The organism is Rhodococcus sp. (in: high G+C Gram-positive bacteria) (assembly GCF_049286785.1).
Lineage (GTDB): Bacteria > Actinomycetota > Actinomycetes > Mycobacteriales > Mycobacteriaceae > Rhodococcus_F.
The window spans coordinates 1-17,848 of sequence record NZ_JBAQEO010000566.1 but is presented as its reverse complement, the minus strand read 5'-3'; the positions used below and the strand labels follow the sequence as shown (position 1 = coordinate 17,848).

15 protein-coding genes are annotated in these 17,848 nt (G+C 65.1%); 11 read left to right on the top strand and 4 right to left on the bottom strand.

Annotation, left to right across the window (positions count from 1 at the left end):
* Window positions 1-193 precede the first annotated feature (193 nt).
* The 3 genes from nhaA to WAW17_RS20420 are packed head-to-tail and all read left to right on the top strand — an operon-like array spanning window position 194 to window position 4,532.
* Window positions 194-2,029 (top strand): Na+/H+ antiporter NhaA, encoded by a 1,836-nt coding sequence (gene nhaA, locus WAW17_RS20430; protein ID WP_422334739.1) that lies wholly within the window; start codon window positions 194-196, stop codon window positions 2,027-2,029.
* 23 nt (window positions 2,030-2,052) lie between these two features.
* Complete coding sequence (locus tag WAW17_RS20425; RefSeq protein WP_422334738.1) at window positions 2,053-3,450, top strand: plasmid pRiA4b ORF-3 family protein; 1,398 nt, start codon at window positions 2,053-2,055, stop codon at window positions 3,448-3,450.
* 35 nt (window positions 3,451-3,485) lie between these two features.
* Window positions 3,486-4,532 carry a DNA polymerase IV gene (locus WAW17_RS20420; RefSeq protein WP_422334737.1) on the top strand — a complete coding sequence of 349 codons (1,047 nt, stop codon included), beginning with the start codon at window positions 3,486-3,488 and terminating at the stop codon, window positions 4,530-4,532.
* On the opposite strand, the gene WAW17_RS20415 is transcribed toward WAW17_RS20420, so the two are convergent.
* Window positions 4,529-5,527 (bottom strand): MBL fold metallo-hydrolase, encoded by a 999-nt coding sequence (locus tag WAW17_RS20415; protein WP_422334736.1) that lies wholly within the window; start codon window positions 5,525-5,527, stop codon window positions 4,529-4,531. The genes WAW17_RS20420 and WAW17_RS20415 overlap by 4 nt on opposite strands.
* 538 nt (window positions 5,528-6,065) lie before the next feature.
* Between WAW17_RS20415 and WAW17_RS20410 the strand changes: the two genes are divergently transcribed.
* From WAW17_RS20410 to WAW17_RS20380, 7 genes are all read left to right on the top strand, one after another.
* Window positions 6,066-7,184, top strand: coding sequence for an ABC transporter permease (locus WAW17_RS20410; protein ID WP_422334735.1), 1,119 nt, complete (start codon window positions 6,066-6,068; stop codon window positions 7,182-7,184).
* Complete coding sequence (locus tag WAW17_RS20405) at window positions 7,184-8,020, top strand: ABC transporter permease (protein ID WP_422334734.1); 837 nt, start codon at window positions 7,184-7,186, stop codon at window positions 8,018-8,020. Before WAW17_RS20410 ends, WAW17_RS20405 begins: the two co-directional genes overlap by 1 nt.
* Before the next feature lie 49 nt (window positions 8,021-8,069).
* Window positions 8,070-9,725, top strand: coding sequence for an ABC transporter substrate-binding protein (locus WAW17_RS20400; RefSeq protein WP_422334733.1), 1,656 nt, complete (start codon window positions 8,070-8,072; stop codon window positions 9,723-9,725).
* A gap of 13 nt (window positions 9,726-9,738) precedes the next feature.
* Window positions 9,739-10,650: an ABC transporter ATP-binding protein gene (locus tag WAW17_RS20395; protein ID WP_422334732.1), complete on the top strand. Its 912-nt coding sequence runs from the start codon at window positions 9,739-9,741 to the stop codon at window positions 10,648-10,650.
* A 2-nt stretch (window positions 10,651-10,652) separates the two neighbouring features.
* Window positions 10,653-11,492, top strand: coding sequence for an ABC transporter ATP-binding protein (locus tag WAW17_RS20390; protein WP_422334731.1), 840 nt, complete (start codon window positions 10,653-10,655; stop codon window positions 11,490-11,492).
* A gap of 6 nt (window positions 11,493-11,498) precedes the next feature.
* The gene (locus tag WAW17_RS20385; protein WP_422334730.1) at window positions 11,499-12,833 is read left to right on the top strand and encodes an NtaA/DmoA family FMN-dependent monooxygenase; all 1,335 of its coding nucleotides are present in this window, start codon (window positions 11,499-11,501) and stop codon (window positions 12,831-12,833) included.
* A gap of 207 nt (window positions 12,834-13,040) precedes the next feature.
* Complete coding sequence (locus WAW17_RS20380; RefSeq protein ID WP_422334729.1) at window positions 13,041-13,871, top strand: GntR family transcriptional regulator; 831 nt, start codon at window positions 13,041-13,043, stop codon at window positions 13,869-13,871.
* An 83-nt stretch (window positions 13,872-13,954) separates the two neighbouring features.
* Here WAW17_RS20380 and ribA read toward each other — a convergent pair whose 3' ends face one another.
* From ribA to WAW17_RS20365, 3 genes are read right to left on the bottom strand one after another with little or no spacing between them, the layout of a single operon-like run.
* The gene (gene ribA / locus WAW17_RS20375; protein ID WP_422334728.1) at window positions 13,955-15,175 is read right to left on the bottom strand and encodes a GTP cyclohydrolase II; all 1,221 of its coding nucleotides are present in this window, start codon (window positions 15,173-15,175) and stop codon (window positions 13,955-13,957) included.
* The gene (locus WAW17_RS20370) at window positions 15,175-15,678 is read right to left on the bottom strand and encodes a flavin reductase family protein (protein WP_422334727.1); all 504 of its coding nucleotides are present in this window, start codon (window positions 15,676-15,678) and stop codon (window positions 15,175-15,177) included. The genes ribA and WAW17_RS20370 overlap by 1 nt, the downstream gene beginning before the upstream one ends.
* Complete coding sequence (locus WAW17_RS20365) at window positions 15,675-16,184, bottom strand: NADPH-dependent FMN reductase (protein ID WP_422334726.1); 510 nt, start codon at window positions 16,182-16,184, stop codon at window positions 15,675-15,677. Before WAW17_RS20365 ends, WAW17_RS20370 begins: the two co-directional genes overlap by 4 nt.
* A 383-nt stretch (window positions 16,185-16,567) precedes the next feature.
* Here WAW17_RS20365 and WAW17_RS20360 point away from each other — a divergent pair.
* A partial coding sequence (locus tag WAW17_RS20360; protein ID WP_422334725.1) for a hypothetical protein occupies window positions 16,568-17,848 on the top strand: 1,281 nt, incomplete at its 3' end.

Here is a 17,848-nt window from a genome sequence, read left to right as displayed (position 1 = left end):
CCTCTTCCCCCTCGATTTCATGCAGCGGCTCGTGAAGGACCGGCTGGGCATCGAGCCGGACGTCATCGACGCCGGACACCTCATGGCACTCGCGCGACCCGAGGAGTTGGCGGAGTACATCGGTTCGGTCATATCGCGGCGATAGGCTGACCAGCGACGGACGACTCGGAGCGGACTTCGGAGCGAGGGGCACATGACGGTCGACGAGAGCCCCACGAACCTTCGGCGGCTGTCGCTACGCCTCGCCGGGATTCGTGACGGCACGGACGACGACAAACTGTCGGCCGGATTTCTGCTTGCGGCCACCGTGGTGGCGTTGGTCTGGGCCAACGTGGGGGACTCGTACGAGGCGTTCTGGCACACCCCGCTGACCATTCAGATCGGTGACTACGGCATCAGTCTCGATCTGAAGCACTGGGTCAACGACGCCATGATGACGCTGTTCTTTTTCGTCGTCGGTCTCGAGGTGAAACGCGAACTCACCATCGGCGAGCTCACCGACCGCGGGCGGGCTGCCGTCCCTCTGGTGGCTGCGATCGCCGGTCTGGCGTTGCCTGCTGTGCTCTTCCTCCTGCTCAATCCAAGCGGGGACGCTGCCAGCGCGTGGGGAGTGGTGGTCTCTACCGACACGGCGTTCGTGCTGGGCGCGCTCGCACTGGTCGGCCCCCGGTGCCCGGCCCGACTGCGTGTCTTCATCTTGACCCTCGCAGTGGCCGACGACATCGGTGCCCTCGCCATCATCGCCTTCTTCTACACCGAGAACCTTCGGCTGGGCTTCCTGCTGCTCGGTGGTGTGGGGCTGCTGGTGATCGTGCAGTTGCGCCGGCTCGAGGTGTGGCGCGGCATCGCCTACTTCATCGTTGCCGCGGGCACCTGGGTGGCGTTCTACGAGTCGGGTGTCCACCCCACTCTCGCCGGTGTGCTGATCGCGTTGATCCTTCCCGTCTACCCGCCGAGGCGCAGCGAGGTGGAACGTGCCGGTGAGCTCACGCTCGCATTCCGGCAATCACCCAACTCCGACTACGCCCGAGCCGCGCAGCTCGGGGTGCTGCGCGCGGTGTCTGTCAACGAGCGGCTGCTGCGGTTCTATCAGCCGTACACGGCGTATCTCGTCGTGCCGATCTTCGCGCTCGCCAACGCCGGTGTGGTCATCACCGGCGAGACCGTGAGCGACGCGGTCCGTTCACCGGTCACGTGGGGCATCATTCTCGGTCTGGTGGTCGGCAAACTCGTAGGCATCACCGCGGCCACCGCAGTGTTCGCCCGTCTGCGCCCGGGGAGCCTGCCGCCTGGGCTTACTCTCTCGCAGATCAGCGGCGGCAGCGCGTTGGCCGGTATCGGGTTCACCATCTCCCTGTTCATCGTGGACCTCGCCCTCGAATCACCAGAAATGGCGAACGACGCCCGTGTCGGTGTATTCGCGGCCGCCGTCATCGCGGCAGGCCTGGGGTGGGCACTGTTCCGGCTTTCGGATCGGCGCAATCCGCCCTTGGAAGCCATCGGGCTCGTGCTGCTGCGCTCGGTCGAGCCGAAGAGAGATCACCTCCGCGGGCCTGTGGATGCACCGCTCACTCTCGTCGAATACGGCGATTTCGAGTGCCCGTTCTGCACCAAAGCCACCGGCAGCATTCGGGATGTGCGTGTGCACTTCGGTGACGAGCTCCGCTACGTCTTCCGGCATCTGCCGCTCGACGAGGTGCATCCGCACGCGCGGTTCGCAGCCGAGGCCAGCGAGGCCGCTGCCGCGCAGGGGCGGTTCTGGGAGATACACGACTACCTGTTCGCGAACAGTGATGCCCTCTCCGAGGACGAGATCTTCGAGTACGCGGCGGAGCTGGGACTCGACATGGACCGCTTCGCCGAGGACCTGAGGCTGGGTCGTTACCGGCACCGTGTCGGTGAAGTCCGTCAGACTCCCACGTTCTACCTCGGGGCCACGGGTTCGGACCTCACCCGGCACAGCGGTCCCTTCGATGCGGCGACTCTGATCCGGCGGCTCGAAGGGGCGCGTGGACTTCAGCACGAGTAGGTCCCGACTATTACGATGACGCAATGACAGCGCGGGACAAGCGGAGGCACCTCAATCTCGTTACGAACGAGCATGCCTGGTCCAGGGCGATGCCGTCCAGGAGAGCGCCCCGAACTGATGTCGTGACCTACCGGTTGCGGATCGAACTCGAAGATGTCTCACCGCCCATCTGGCGCGAATTCCTTGTGCCCTCGAACCTGCCGCTGGACCAGCTGCATCCAGTCTTGCAGGGGGTGATGGGTTGGCTCGACAGCCACATGCATTCGTGGGTAGGCGGCGAACCGCCTCTCACCGAGCGTTACGTGATGCGTGAGAGTCTCGACGACAGCTTCGACGTGGATGACGAGGTATGCGACGACGCTGTCCGCGTCGATCAGGTGCTGTCCGAGGTGGGCGATCAGCTCTCGTATGAGTATGACTTCGGGGACGGATGGGGCCACACGATCGTCCTCGAGGAGATCACCGACGGCCCAGCGGTAGTGCCGAGCTGCATTGCGGGTGCCCGCGCATGCCCTCCCGAGGACTCTGGAGGACCATTCGGCTACCTGGAGCTGCTGAATGTTCTGGCCGATCCTGCCCACCCCGAACACCACGGCATGCGGCTGTGGGTTGGGCCGAGCTTTTCGCCGGAGAGCTTCGACGTCGAGTCGGTGAACGCTGATCTGCGGGCGCAGAACACGCTGTTCATGCACGGGCCGGTGACGGATTCGAAGTTCGCTGAACTACTGAGTCGGATGTCAACCCGTGCTGCGCCACAAGTGTTTTCGCTACTCGGGCCCGCGGAACTCACGAACCCGAGGCCAGACCTTACCGAAGTGATCGAGAAGGCGACGGCGCACCTGGCCTGGCTACTGAATCGCATCGGCCCCGACGGCGTCGAGTTGACGAAAGCCGGTTACCTGCCGCCTGCCGACGTCGTGGCAGCGCGCGCCGAACTGCCCTGGGCGAATGGATGGATCGGCAACAGTCCCCGGGAAATGGACAACCCACCGATCCAGAACCTGCGCAAGTTCGCGAAAATGCTTGGCCTGGTACGCAAATACAAAGGCCGGCTCGTGCGCACCAACGCAGGGTCCGCCATGGCCCATTCGCCGTACCAGCTGTGGTGCCATCTGCTCGAACGGCTGCCGTTCGGCACGGAGCCCGTCGAGCACGAGGCGGGCCGCCTCGTGCTGCTGACGCTCGCGGCGGGCACGTCGTCGCGAAAGCGCGACAGGGTGGTTGCAGAAGGTCTGACGGCGCTCGGCTGGCGGAACAGAGACGGAACGCAGATCACTGCGCGCGAGGCGACGTGGGTTGCGTCGCCCACGGTGGAGTACATCGAAATGGTGGGTGCCATCGTCCGCAACTACAGAACACCGGATGTGCCCACGGACCCCGATTGGGGCCGGGTGTTCGCGAAGATGGTGCTGTCGATGTAGGTGCGTCGATGCCGGTGTCCGGGCACACTGGGTGCATGAGTGCCCCGCCGCGTCGCCGGTGGGTGTTGCATGTGGATCTCGACCAGTTCATTGCGGCGGTGGAGGTGCTGCGCAATCCGGAGTTGCGGGGACGTCCGGTGGTCGTCGGTGGCCGCGGTGATCCCACCGAGCGCGGGGTGGTGTCCACGGCGTCGTACGAGGCCCGCAAGTTCGGAGTCGGTTCCGGAATGCCGCTGCGCATCGCGGCGCGCAAACTCCCGGATGCGGTGTTCCTGCCCGTCGACGCCGACGCCTACACCGAGGTGTCGGACGTCGTGATGGAGACGTTGCGGAGCCTGGGTGTCGTCGTCGAGGTGATGGGCTGGGACGAGGCGTTTCTCGGTGTCGAGACCGAAGACCCGGAGAGCTTCGCCCGAACCGTGCACGATGCCGTTCTTGCCGCCACCTGCCTGCACTGCTCGGTTGGGATCGGTGACAACAAGTTACGCGCCAAGATCGCCACCGAGTTCGGGAAACCACAGGGCATTTTCCGGCTCACAGCGGCGAACTGGTTCGAGGTCATGGGTGAGCGGCCCACCGACGCGTTATGGGGAATCGGGAGGAAGACCGCCAACAAGCTCGCGGCGATGGGAATCCACACCGTGCGGGAACTGGCCGCAGCGCCGGATTCGGATCTGGCGGCGGTGCTCGGCCCGAACATGGGTCCGTGGTACGGCAGGATCGGCCGGGGCATCGACCATTCGCCGGTGAGCGCCGAGCCGTGGGTGCCCCGCTCACACAGTCGGGAAACCACGTTTCAGCGGGATCTCGACGACTGGGCGGCGGTGACCGCCGAGGTACGACGCCTCGCCGTCCGCGTCACCGAGGACATCGTCGCGGAGAAACGCCCGGCGGTGCGCGCCACGCTCAAGGTGCGGTACGCACCGTTCGACACCCACACCACCGGACGGGCACTTCCCGAACCCACGTTCGACGCCGAGGCGATCGCCGACGCTGCCGCGGCCCTGGTCGACAGACTCGATCACGACCGACAGGTGCGGTTGCTCGGCGTCCGGCTCGAGATGACCCCGCCGGCCCCCTAGATGCGGGCGAAAACTGCCGGTTCCGTGCCCGGCACGGGCGCGACGAGGTCGCGGGCAACCAGGTGCCGCAGGTGGGCTGCCGCCTCGGAGAGAGCCATGTGCTTGCCCATCGGCGAGATGTCGCTCCAGGGCTTGTACCACTTCATCCGCTCGGCCACCTGCCACACGGTGATGTGATCCTCATCGAACGCCCTGTACAGGTGATCGAGCCGCTCCTCATGGTGCTCGATGAGTTCGCCGGCCCGTCCCGCCACATCGTCGATCGGGATTCCGTGGGCGCCGAGCCCGCGGGTGATGTTCATCGTCTGCACGCGGCGCAGCGAGTCCAGGAACTCGGCGAGCGCGTCGCGTACGTCGAGGGGGTAGACGAAGTTGCCGACGTGGGGTGTCGTCTTCTGCAGCACGTGGTCGCCGGTGAACATGACATCGGCGTCTTCGAGGTGGAAGCAGACATGGCCAGGGGTGTGTCCCGGGGTATAGACGGCGCGCAGGTTGCGTCCGGTGAGGGCGATGTTCTCGCCGTCTGTGAGGACCCGGTCCGGGGTGGAGTCGGCGCCTACGGGCGGTCCGGTGGTGGAGGCCTCCGCGAACGCGGCGATTTCCTCTGCCGTTGCGCCGGCGCGGAGCATGTTGACCGTCTGATATTCGAGCCACTCCGCGGTGTGGGCGGTGGTCATGTGACTGAACATTTCGTAGTCGCCCTCGTGCATGGCGATCCATGCGCCCGACGCCTCGCGCACCCGCCCGCACAGACCGGTGTGATCCGGATGGAAATGGGTGAGGACGACGCCCTCGATCTCGTTCACCGAATGACCGATCTGCTCGAGACCGGACTCGAGTCCGGCCCACGCGTTGTCGTCGTTCCATCCGGCGTCGACGAGCACCAGACCACCTGGTGATTCCATCGCGTACACGAGTGTGTGACCGAGCGGATTGTCGGTGATCGGGACCGGTATCTGGAAGATGCCGTCGCCGATGGGAGCTGCGCTGTGCATGTGCGTACCTCATTGCCTAGTGGAACGAAATTGGTTCTACTCGACTTTCATACTGACCTCTCGATGCCTGCGCTGTCTTGTCGGGTCCCGTTGCCGGGCCGCGTGGACGGTATTCGTGACGGTTCCCGTCCGCTGTCCTCCGCGTCGCCGGACGGATGGACAAGAGACCTGTCACCGTCCGCATGATTCCTCGTTCGGTGAGCGCGGAATTGTGGCGATTGCATTATTCGGCGTCGGGTCGGCAGTAAATGGATCGATATAAAGGCGGGCGTCCCGACCGGACCAAGTGCGTCGTTTGTCGCCGAGCCCGCAAAATCGGCGTCCACATGGTGTCGCGGGTCACGAATTGTGATTGTTGCGCCGCTCCTTCGGCTGCGTAATCGCAGATCTCGGCGCCTCTACCACGATCTTTGCCATCTCGGTGGAGTGCCGAGGCCTGCGTAACACGTCATTTACGAAATCGGTGTTGCAGCGCATTCGAGCGTGGCGGAGGCTCTTCCTCATCAACCCCTGAGATACGTGGAGAGGAGGTTATTCCGTGGTAGCCACAGTCGAGAACGAAAGTGTTATTCGTGCTGATTTCGGAAAAGTGGCGGTACAGAAGAATGGCGTTCGATGGAGGGAGACCTGGTCTCGGCACCGTTGGTGGATTTCGAGAATCCTCATGCTTCCGGTGCAGATCGCGATCTTCGCGACGGCGGCGTTCTTTCTCGTGCAGCTGATTCCCGGCGACCCCGTCGTCATCGCCACCGGTGGCAGGCTCGCCGAGGAGGACTACCAGGCAGTGCGTGCATCGCTGGGGCTCGACCAGAACCTGCTGACGCAGCTCGGACAGTTCCTGACCGGAGTGATTCAGCTCGACTTCGGGGACTCGATTGCCACGGGCCGCCCACTGATGGACGAATTCTCGGCGCGCATCCCGCAGACGCTCGAACTCGTGGTGATCGGGATGGTGGGCGCCACCCTGGTGTCTCTGCTCCTCGCGCACCTTGCTGTGACACGGCCGGGGACATGGTTGTCCCGAGTGGTTCTGACGTATGCCCGGACGGCCGGAGCGCTCCCCGAATTCGTGATCGGCCTGGCCGCGATCTTCATCTTCTACGCGTCGTTGCACTGGGTGCCGGCGCCCACCGGCCGGTGGGATTTCGCGTTCACCGATCCGCCGCGGGTCACGGGATCGCCGTTGATCGACAGCCTCCTCGGCGGCAACACGGCACAGGCGGTCTCGGTGATTCAGCACCTGGCGCTGCCACTCGCGGTGATCGTGGTCGCGCATTCGGCGATCCTGACGAAGTCGCTGGTGAACAGCCTCGACAGCGCCATCGATGAGGCGCCGACGAAGTTCCGTGTCGCCACGGGGGCACCCGCTCGCACTGTCTGGTGGTCGGTGTACCGCAGGGCGCTGCCGACCATGGTCGCGATGCTCGGCACCCTCTTCACCTACATGATCGGCGGTGCGGTGGTGCTGGAGTCGCTGTTCGGTTTGGGCGGACTCGGTCAGTATGCGGTGGACGCGGTGAACTCGGCCGACGTCTTCGCGCTCCGTGGCTTCCTCGTGGTGGTCGCGGCCATGTCGCTGATCGTCTTCCTGCTCGCCGACATCCTCACGATGACACTCGATATCCGTCGGCGCTCGACAGTGCAGGGGGGTGCGTGATGACCGTAGTAGTGACCTCGAGGCCGGCCGTCGACCGGTCGCGGTGGCTGAAGGCGGTTCCTTTCGCATTCGTCCTGGCGCTCGCGGTGATCGCACCCCGGATTGCGCCTCAGAGCACGACGACAGTGGTGGGAGCCCCTTCCGAGGCGCCCTCCGCCGAGCACCTCTTCGGAACCGACAGTTTCGGAATGGACGTGTTCTCCCGGGTGCTTGCCGCGACCCGGCTCGACATCGGGGTGGGTCTGGCGGTCACTGTTCTGGCCACTGTGGCGGCGCTGGCGATCGGCATTCTCACCGGGATGAACGAACATCGGCCGGGACCGATCGGCCGGTGCGCACGAGTGGTCGGAAGGTCGATCGATCTGGTGCAGGCCGTGCCGGTCATGGTGGCGGGCCTCGTCCTTCTCTCCTTCTTCGGCAGGACCACCACGGTTCTCGTCATCTCGCTGGCGGTGATCCTGATGCCGATGCAGGTGCGACTGGTGCGGGTGGAAGTGCTCAGGGTGCGTAACGAGACCTACATCGATGCGGCCCGGATGTCCGGCCTGCGTGAACTCCAGATCCTCGTCCGGCACGTGCTGCCCAACTCCGCTGCTCCGGCGCTGGAGAACACGTCGGCGATCTTCGGGATGGCGATCATTTTCTGCGCCGGTCTGGGCTTTCTGGGTGTGGGTATCCCGGTGCCGACACCCGAATGGGGAAGCATGCTCGCCAGTGGTGCCACCGATGCCGCGGTCGGGCGCTGGTGGGCCGCGTTCTTCCCGGCGTGCGCCCTGGCGATCGCCGTGGCCACCGGTTCGGGTTTCTCCCGCGCCCTGTTCGCCAAGCATCACTGATTCACACAATCGTGCGACAACCTTCGTAATCCATCCGAGAGGACCAAGAATGGCAGTGTTTCACCGTGGGCGGCTCAGGTCGTCCGGACGGAAGCCTGTTTCCCGGGCAATGGTGGGAACGATCCTCGGCGCGCTGGTGCTGAGCGCCTGCGGCGGCGGAGGATCCACAGCGGCATCCGGAGAACAGCTCATCATCGTCACCGGCGCGCAGACCAACTCGTTCGCGCAGGACGTCAACGGAACCGGTTACGAGAATGCCGAGTTCCTCCTCAACAGCAATGCGACGCTCCTGCGAAACCCGTATGTCGACGGCGACGGGGAAATGTCCCGGCATCAGGACCTCTACGCGTTCGAGGGATTGCTTGCCGACAGCTATGAGGTCTCCGACGACGGACTGGTCTACACGTTCCGTCTGAGCGAGTCGGCACTCAGTCAGGCCGGAAACACGCTCACCGCGGACGACGTCCTGTACTCGTACGAACGTAAGTTCGCGGTCCCGACGTCCATCGTGCCGTTCGTGAGCGCGCCGGCGATCGTGGACCCCGCCCGGCAGATCCGGAAGATCGACGACCACACGGTCACCTTCACCGTCGACGCCGCCAGCCACGGCTTCACCCTGCTGTCGCTGCTGTCCAACACGACGGCGACGATCTACGACAGCAAGGTACTGAAGGAACACGCGTCGGATTCCGATCCGTATGCGGCGCAATGGTCTTCGACCAACGGTAACTGGGGCTTCGGTGCCTACAAGCTCGACACGTTCAAGCCCGGGCAGGAAATGATCTACACGGCCAACCCCGGTTACGTCGGGGGTGAGCCCGAGGTGAAGCGGATCGTCCAGCGCGTCGTGCAGGACCCCGGCACCCGTGCCAACCTGCTCCGTAACGGGGATGCGAACATCGCGGCTCAGCTGCGCCCGGCCGACCAGGCCGATCTCACGACGGATCCGAATGTCGAGTTGTACACGGCCCCGACGAACGCAATGAGTTACATCCCGCTGACCACGACCACGGCACCCTTCGACAACGTCGCGGTGCGCAGAGCATTCGCCTACGCGATCCCGTACGACAAGATCATCGAGGACACCTACCGTGGACGGGCCGGCGAGATCGCGGGAATTCTCAGTCCCGACGCGCCCGGCTACGACGGTGAGGGTCTCGCGCCCTTCACCTACGATCCGGCGAAGTCCAAGGAGATTCTCGCGGCCGCGGGGATCACGTCGCCGGTGGCGTTCACGCTCACCGTCAACAGCAGCACACCTGACCTACAGGAGGCCGCCACCCAGATCCAGACGGCGGCTGCGGCGGCAGGTTTCACCATCACGATCGACCCGGTGCCCTCGGCCACGTACAACGAGGGGCTGGCGGCCAAGACCTTCCAGGCCTCGATGGGACGCGACTACTCCGTAGTCAAGTCGCCGCCGTACGAGCTGCTGCTGTTCTACACGGCCGGATCACCGCTGAACTGGCCCAACTGGGAGAACGCCGCGTTCTATGCGGCAGTGAACGCCGGTATCGCGGCCGGTGATCCGCTGAGCCCGGAGGCCGGTGTGCACTGGAACGCGGCCCAGCGTCTGATCCAGGAGGAGGTGCCGACCGTGTGGATGAACTCGGTTCAGCCACTCAACGCCTTTCGCTCCGACGTCGACGGATACGTCTTCCGTACCGACAACGTGATCGATTATTCGGAACTCTCCTTCGAATGAGAGGTGCAGGGACATGAACCTGTCACTGAATGCGCGGCCGACCGCACGTGTCCACGAGAGCGCCGGGTCCGCTGAATCCGTCGTGCTGGCCCTCCGCAACATGGAGGTGCGGTACCCCGGAGCGGAGTCTTCGGCGATACGGGGAATCTCACTCACCGTCGGCAAGGGCGACCGCATTGCCCTGGTCGGCGAATCCGGTTCGGGTAAAACGACACTCGGGATGGCTGTGGCCGGGTTCTTGGATGCGCGCGCCGTGGTCACCGCAGACGAGTTCATCGTCAACGGAGTCTCCGGGCTGGGCCGGGAAACGGCGCGGATGCCGCGCCGCACACCGGGTCTGTCGATGATCTTCCAGGACGCGATGACCTCGCTGGATCCGGTGTTCACGATCGGTAGCCAGATCGTCACGGTGCTGCGGGCGGCCGAGAAACTGTCCAAGAAGGATGCCCGTGACAGGGCCGGGCAGTGGCTGACGAAGGTAGGACTGACCGACACCGGCCGGGTCATGCGGGCCCACCCGAACGAACTGTCCGGTGGTATGCGTCAGCGCGCCATGATCGCGATCGCGCTTGCCGGGAGACCGTCCCTGTTGATCGCGGACGAACCGACCAGTGCGCTCGACGCTTCGCTGGCGCGGTCGACCATGGCACTGCTGATGGATCTGGCCTCCGAAAGTGGCGCCGCGGTGCTCACGATCAGCCACGACATCGCCCTGTGCCGTCAGTTCTCGGACCGGACTGTGGTGATGTACCGAGGAGAGGCGGTGGAGGAGATCGACTCTCGCCACCTCACCACGCAGGCGCAGCACCTTTACACCAGGGGACTGGTGCAGTGCGTGCCGCGGCTGGGCACCGCCGACGTGGAGGAACTCCCCACCCTGGAGGACTTCTTCTCGCCGGACGCCGGCCTGGCGAAGGCGGTGTGACCGTGACCCCCACGGCGAATACCGCACCGCACATCCTGGTGGAGGGTGTCGGCAAGTATTACGGTTCCCGGCACGGTCACGCTGCGCTCCGGGACGTAAATCTGACCCTGGAGCCGTCGTCTCTGACGGGGATCGTCGGGGAGTCCGGCTCCGGTAAGTCGACGCTCGCGAAAATCGTTGCAGGACTGGAGCAGCCGTCCAATGGTGCGGTGTACTGGGACGGCAGTGATCTCCGCCGAGTTTTGTCGACGCAGGCGGGCCGGATCGCCTACCGGCAGGCGATCCAGCTCATCGCGCAGGACACCACGTCGTCCTTCGATCCACGGCGAACCTTCCGGGACACGCTCCGCATACCCGCGCAGGTGCTGGGCGGAATGGATCGCATCGCCGCGGACGCCGCGGTGGACGACATGGTGCACCGAATGGGGCTACCGACGGAGTTCGCGGACCGCTTCCCCGCCCAGCTGTCGGGTGGGCAGCGGCAGCGGATGTCCATCGCGAGGGCGTTGATCGTCTCACCTCGGATGCTCATCTGCGACGAGGCGGTCAGTGCGCTCGACGTCTCGGTCCAGGGGTCGATCCTCAACCTCCTCAAACGCTATTGCCGGCAGAGCGGGGCCGGACTGCTGTTCGTGTCGCACGGGCTGCCGGCCACTGCCTTCATCACGGACTCGCTCATCGTGATGAAGGACGGCGAGATCGTCGAACGTGGGAACACGAAAGACGTTCTCGACACTCCGAAGAACTCGTACACCTCGAGCCTTGTCGCCGCCTATGCCGAAGGCGAGGAGAATTTTCCGGCTTCCCAGATCCACGCTGATCTCAGCATCGTCGAAAGGTAGATACTCATGTTCCATCTCGGTTGGTTCCTCGGCAGCGGTTTCGGTATTCAGCCCTGGAACCCTTCAGCTGGTGACGGCCCGTACACGGGCGCGAACATGCGGGACTGGATGAAGCCGGACCTGTATGTCGACCTGGCTGCCTCGCTCGAGCGGGCCGGCTTCGACTATGTCCTGATCGAGGACACGGCGATGGTCGAGGACAGCTACAACGGCTCGGCGGAGGCGTCACTGCGGCGCGGATTCATGGCTCCCAAGAACGACCCGATGCCGCTGGTTCCCCTGATGACGCAGCGCACCAAGCACATCGGGATCGTACCGACGGTATCGACCATCCAGTACCACCCATATCTCGCCGCCCGCCTGTACACCACACTCGATCACCTCACCGAGGGCCGTGTCGGAATGAACGTGGTCACCTCGGTGACCGACCGCGTGGCCCAGAACTACGGTTACGACCAGCATTTCGACCACGACGAGCGTTACAAGATGGCCGAGGAATGGGTCGACGTGGTCAAGCAGTTGCAGCACTCGTGGGACGTCGATGCCGTTGTCGCCGACGAGGTGAACGGCGTCTACGCCGATCACACCAAGGTTCACCCGGTCAATTTCGAGGGCAGGTACTTCCGATCGAGAGGCCCGCTCAACACGATCCCTGGGCCGCAGCGCGACATCCCGGTGGCGTCCGCCGGCGGTTCCGAACCCGGTAGGGAACTAGCCGCCCGGCACGTGGACACGCAGATGGCTATGTGCAAGACGGTCGAGGACATGAAGGCGTACCGGGAGGACATGCACCGCAGGATGGTGATCCACGGCCGCAAGCCCAGCGACATCAAGCTGCTGTTCCTCGCCACCCCCATCGTCGCTCCCACCGACGAAGAGGCGCGGGAGCAAGCCGAAGCGTTGCGTCGGTTCCGCTTCAGCGACGCCGCCGTCGAGTACAACCTCTGGAACATGAGTTACACCAGTGGAGGCCGTATCGACTTCGGGGCGATCGATCTCGATACGCCGGTGGATCAGATCGACCTGTCCAAGGGCAACGGTGAGCGGTCGTCCATCGCCAATCTGTTCCAGGACACCGAGGGTAAGACCCTGCGTCAGGTGGCGGGCGAATCGTTCCAGATCACCGACCTCGGCCTGGTGGGCAGCCCCGACACGGTTGCGGCGAAGATGGAGGAAATCATGGACGAGGTGGGCGGTGACGGCTTCCTGCTGTACTCCCCGATGACTCGACACAGCATCGCCGAGATCACGGACGGACTGGCGCCGGCGCTGCGCCGTCGGGGTGCCATTCGTGACGGCTACAGCTACACCACCCTCCGCGAGAATCTCCAGGAGTTCTGACGACGCCGTAGTCCCCTTCAGCCCCGGGCCGATCATGTTGCGGCCCGGGGCTGCGCCGTATCCGTTTCGCCGCGCCCGTGCGGCCGGTTTCGTGTTAACAATTGAAACGTCGGTGTTTCGAAACGTCACGCGCCATACCCAGTTCGCTGAATCTTCCATACCCTTGATCCTTGTCAAGGTTGCATCGAGCTGGAGGAGATTTCATCAATGGTTCAGCGTTCTGCGCATCCGAGAGCAGCGGGAGGATCCGCGGGGGGCCGGAACACGCTGTCTCGCCGCGTTCACGACATGCTTCTTGCCTCCGTCCGGTTCGGGATCTATGCCGAAGACCAGGTTCTGGTCGAAGACCAATTGATTGCGTGCTGTGACGCGAGCCGCAGCGCCGTGCGTGAGGCACTGCGCAAGCTCGCCGAGGACGGTGTGGTGCAACGACATCCGCGCAGCGGGACCATCGTGGTCAACACCGGGGTGCAGATCGCACTCGAGGACATCGCCCTTCTCGGTGCCACGAATGAGGAGATCGAGATCCTCATCACGGAACAACGCATGGTGCCCAGCACTGCGCTGCTGCGGACGCGCCTGTCGGCCGCCGATCAGCAACTGCGCATGATCGAGAATCTCTTCCTTCTGAAAGGAGACGTGATCGGCCTCCGCACAGCCTATTTCAGGTCGTCGTTCAACACCGTCACCTACAGCGGGCGGGCCGACATGGCGGAGGTGGTCGCCAGCTTCTTCGGCAGGACCGTCTCGCGGATCGAAACGTCCGTCAGTGCGTCGATGTGCGATGCCCGCACCGCGCGGATCTTCCAGGTGCAGGAGGGGGCACCGGTGCTGGTACGCAATCAGACGTTCTTCGACCTGCAGGATCGTCCGATCCAGATCGTCTTCGACCACTACCGCGCAGACCGGGTGGCCTTCATCCAACGCAACAGTTCCGCTCAGGGGACCGCCACCTCACCGCACGTTCATGTCCCGGACCGGCGTGAGGAAGACGACGGAATCGGCAGCCCCGACACCGATATGGCGGCCACGGCCTGACACGCCGTCCCCGGCTGTTCCGCGAACGGGACGGCAGTCCGGTCCTCCGAACTGCCGTCCCGTTCATATGTGCGCGGTAAAACCTACTGGGACACCGCGTGTTCCGGTAGTAGATGCCCCATCCGGGCACGTTTGGTCTCGAGGTAGCGCACGTTCGCGGGAACCGCGCCGATCACGATGGGCAGTCGGGCGGTCACCTCGAGTCCGTGATGTTCGAGCCCGCGGACCTTGGCGGGGTTGTTGGTGAGCAGCCGTACCCGTTCGATACCGAGATCGGTCAGGATGGCGGCGGCGCCCCCGTATTCGCGTCCGTCAGCGGGCTCGTCGAGCTCCAGGTTTGCCTGGACGGTATCGAAACCGTTGTCCTGCAGATGGTATGCGGCCAGCTTCTTGAGCAGTCCGATGCCACGGCCCTCGTGCCCACGCAGATACACCAGCACGCCGCCGTCCTCGGCGATCCGGGCGAGAGCGGTGTCGAGTTGCGGCCCACACTCGCACCGCTGCGACTGGAACGATTCACCCGTCAGGCATTCCGAGTGCACGCGTACCGTCGTCTCGGTGCCCAGGTCGCCGCGGATCAACGCCACATGCTCGGCCCCGGTGTCGCGGTCGAGGTACCCGAAGGCCCGGAATTCGCCGTACGGGGTGGCAAGCACGGTCTCGGCCCGGCGTTCCACCCGGGACGGGACCGCCGCCGGCGCCGGATCGCGGAGCCGCCGGTAGTTCACGAGTTGCTCGATGGTCAGAACCGGCAGATCCATGCGCCGACCGAGGTCCTCGACCCCGGGGAACCGCATCATCGAGCCGTCGTCGGCGACGAGTTCGGCGATCACTCCGACCGCCGGGAGCCCGGCCAGCGAACACAGATCCACCGCCGCCTCGGTGTGCCCGGGACGCTCGAGCACACCGCCCGGTCTGGCTCGCAGCGGCAGCACGTGGCCCGGACGGATCAGGTCGGCGGGTTCGGCGGCTGCGTCGGCGAGGACCCGCAATGTGGTGGCCCGGTCGACGGCACTGATTCCGGTGCTCACGCCCTGCGCGGCGTCGACGGTGACCGTGTAGGCGGTCTTCTTCGGGTCCTGGTTGTCGGCCACCATCGCAGGCAGTTCCAATGCGTCCGCGCGCTCTCCGGTCATCGGGGCGCACAGCAGCCCCGAGGTGTGGCGGACCGTCCAGGCCACCCAGGCTGGGGAGACTCGGTCGGCCGCGAGGATCACGTCGCCTTCGTTCTCGCGGTCCGCGGCGTCGCTGACGAACACCGGCTTACCCTCGCGTAGCGCGGCGAGCGCCGCGTCGAGTGACATCACAGTGCCTCCACGGCGGCGAGCCGACGGAACTTGCTGCAATGGAACACGATCGGTGTGACATCCGATTCGATTTCCAGTTCGTTGATGCGCATCAGCACGATCTCGTGGTCGCCTGCCGGCACCTCCTCGGTGACGGTGGCGTCGAGCCACATGCCGGCTCCGTCGATGAACACCGCGCCGTCGTCGGTGGTCGTGGTGGTCAGACCTTCGAAACGGTTACCGGTTTTCGCGGCCAGGGTGCGTGCGGCGCGGTCGTGGGCCTCACCGAGCACGCTGATCCCGATCCGCGCGTTGCTGCGCAGCTTCGGCCATGTCGTGGAGGTGTTCTGCACGCAGAACGCCACCAGTGGCGGTTCCATCGAGACGGCCACGAAACTGCTCGCCGCCATGCCGACGGGTTCACCGTCGATCTCCGCACAGAGGGCGACGACGCCGCTGGGGAACTGTCCGAACGCGCGGCGCAGGGTGGACTGGTCCAGTTCGGTGACTGAGAGGGTCATGAGAGCTCCGTTCGGGCGGTCGCGGCGGCGGTGAGTGCCGAACCCCAGCGCGCGGCGTAGTCGGCGATGGCGGTGTCGGTGGTGTAGGTGGAATCGAGCAGATACAGGCCCGGTGCCGGGGCGGTGGCACCGAGTTCGACCAGAACGTGCTTGAGGAACAGGTCGGGAGCCATCGCGTGAGCGGGGCCGGCGCCGAGCATGAGCGGCACCACCACCACGTCCCGAAGTCCCTCTCCGGTGGCGAACTGGTCGAGAAACAGCTTCAGCACCCCGGTGTAGGTGGCCTTGAACGTAGGGCTGGCCACCACCACCAGATCGGAGGTCTGCACCGTGTGCACTGCCGCCGCAACCGCGTCGTCACCCCAGCCGAGCAGGCCCGCACCGAGAGTGATGACATCGACTGTGTGCTCGGCCGGTGACCCCGTTACCGCGGTCGCCACCCGATGCGCCGCGTCCAAGGTCCGCGAACCCGCCTTCGGGTTACCCGCAACCACTGTTACTTTCATTGCTGCTCCTTCACGACGTGTTCTGGGCCGCGGCAGTCACGGCCGCACTCCCGATTTCAGTCAACATCGTGTGCGTGTCCGATGTGCAACTTGCGTATAGCGGCGATATTGCGCCATAACCGATCTTCCGATCGGGGGCGTCTACCAGCGGCGACGCCGCAGATGGAAGTGAAAACGCGGCTTCGAGCTACGCCGGTGAGGAGTCGGAGAAGATGCGCAACGGGAATGTGAACGCGATGAAATACCGGCGACTTCCGCGATCTGTGGACTTCAGTCGCGCGATGGCACCGACGCTCCGCGAGAACCTCATACACGAAGGAGTGGAAAGACATGACTGCACAACCCTTTCGGCTGGGTTGGTTCGGCAAGCTCACGGCGGCGGAGTGAAAGCGTCCGGTCGTTCCGGCCGGGTGGGCGGACGCGAAGGCGTCGTCTCGGCGCCACGCGCGTTGCTGGCGGTGACGGTTGCCACGTCGTTCTTCGTGATCATCCTCGGATCCAACACGGCTACGCCGCTGCTCCCGTTCTACCGGAACACGCTCGCACTGTCCGCACTCGAGATCGCGATGGTGTTCTGCGCGTACTTCGTTGCCCTGGTGGTCGTGCTGGCCCTGATGGCGCGTACGCGGGCGTCCAGGCTCGCGTGGCTGATTCTCCCGGTAGCCCTCGTCGTGGCCGGAACGGCCGATGTCTTCCTGGCACTGGCCGCTGACGACAGTGGTCTGCTGTATGCGGGCCGGCTGTGTACCGGCGCGAGCGTGGCGCTGGCGACCGGACCGGCCGCGTCACTGATGGTGGTCGCGCGGCGCGAGAAGGGCCGAACGATGATCGCGACCGGCTCGATACTCGGCGCGTTCGCCGGGTTGGTGGGTGCTGTCTTCGTCGTCGCGATACTGCCCTCCCAGTCGACAACGGTCTACCAGCTGCATCTCACGATGACGGCCGTGGCGTTCATATCGTTGCTGTGTGCGCTCGCCCTCTACCGACGGGAAATCCTCGACGAACTCGGCGAGGACGGAGCCCCGACCCGTCCCGGTCGTGTCCCGCAGCGTCCAGGCCACCTCGTCGCGTACGGCGCCGGCGCGCTCGCCTGGGCCATCGGTGCGGTTTCGGTCGGAGTGATGCCCTCGGTACTCGTCGAGGTGGTGGGGATCGAGTCGCTGTTCATCGCGTCCCTGGCGGCTGCCTCGTGTGTTCTCTTCTCCTGCCTGGCGAATCTCGCCATCTCGTGGACTGGCTCGACTCCCTCTGTCGGGTTGGCGCTCGCCGCAATAACTCTGGGCGCGACGCTGTGTGTCGCCGGGACGGTGGGCCATCAACTGTGGGCGGTCGTACTGGGGTGCGCGTTGGGTGGACTGGGGCAGGCGCCTGCCTACTCCGCGGGACTTCGGGTGCTGTCGCTTGGGCTCGATCCCGTCGAACAGGGCAGGAAGGCTTCGTCGTACTCCTGCGTGTGTTACGCCGCAGCCGGAATGTTCGCACTCGGAGCCGGAGTGGCCTCGACGACGTGGGGGACCGTTGTCGGTGTCTCGGCAGTGGTGGGTCTGCTGGGTGTGCTCTGCATCGTGGTCGTGATTCTTGCGCGGCACACCACTCGTCAGACCGGCGGATTCGACTCCGCTGCGCAAGAAAGCCCCAGTTCGGAGCGGGTCATGTCGGTTTGT

What these genes read in the sequence shown, in the direction of transcription:
- nhaA (WP_422334739.1), top strand. Translation starts at nt 194, where the DNA reads ATGACGGTCGACGAGAGCCCCACGAACCTTCGGCGGCTGTCGCTACGC.
- WAW17_RS20425 (WP_422334738.1), top strand. Translation starts at nt 2,053, where the DNA reads ATGACAGCGCGGGACAAGCGGAGGCACCTCAATCTCGTTACGAACGAG.
- WAW17_RS20420 (WP_422334737.1), top strand. Translation starts at nt 3,486, where the DNA reads ATGAGTGCCCCGCCGCGTCGCCGGTGGGTGTTGCATGTGGATCTCGAC.
- WAW17_RS20415 (WP_422334736.1), bottom strand. Translation starts at nt 5,527, where the DNA reads ATGCACAGCGCAGCTCCCATCGGCGACGGCATCTTCCAGATACCGGTC.
- WAW17_RS20405 (WP_422334734.1), top strand. Translation starts at nt 7,184, where the DNA reads ATGACCGTAGTAGTGACCTCGAGGCCGGCCGTCGACCGGTCGCGGTGG.
- WAW17_RS20400 (WP_422334733.1), top strand. Translation starts at nt 8,070, where the DNA reads ATGGCAGTGTTTCACCGTGGGCGGCTCAGGTCGTCCGGACGGAAGCCT.
- WAW17_RS20395 (WP_422334732.1), top strand. Translation starts at nt 9,739, where the DNA reads ATGAACCTGTCACTGAATGCGCGGCCGACCGCACGTGTCCACGAGAGC.
- WAW17_RS20385 (WP_422334730.1), top strand. Translation starts at nt 11,499, where the DNA reads ATGTTCCATCTCGGTTGGTTCCTCGGCAGCGGTTTCGGTATTCAGCCC.
- WAW17_RS20380 (WP_422334729.1), top strand. Translation starts at nt 13,041, where the DNA reads ATGGTTCAGCGTTCTGCGCATCCGAGAGCAGCGGGAGGATCCGCGGGG.
- ribA (WP_422334728.1), bottom strand. Translation starts at nt 15,175, where the DNA reads ATGTCACTCGACGCGGCGCTCGCCGCGCTACGCGAGGGTAAGCCGGTG.
- WAW17_RS20370 (WP_422334727.1), bottom strand. Translation starts at nt 15,678, where the DNA reads ATGACCCTCTCAGTCACCGAACTGGACCAGTCCACCCTGCGCCGCGCG.
- WAW17_RS20365 (WP_422334726.1), bottom strand. Translation starts at nt 16,184, where the DNA reads ATGAAAGTAACAGTGGTTGCGGGTAACCCGAAGGCGGGTTCGCGGACC.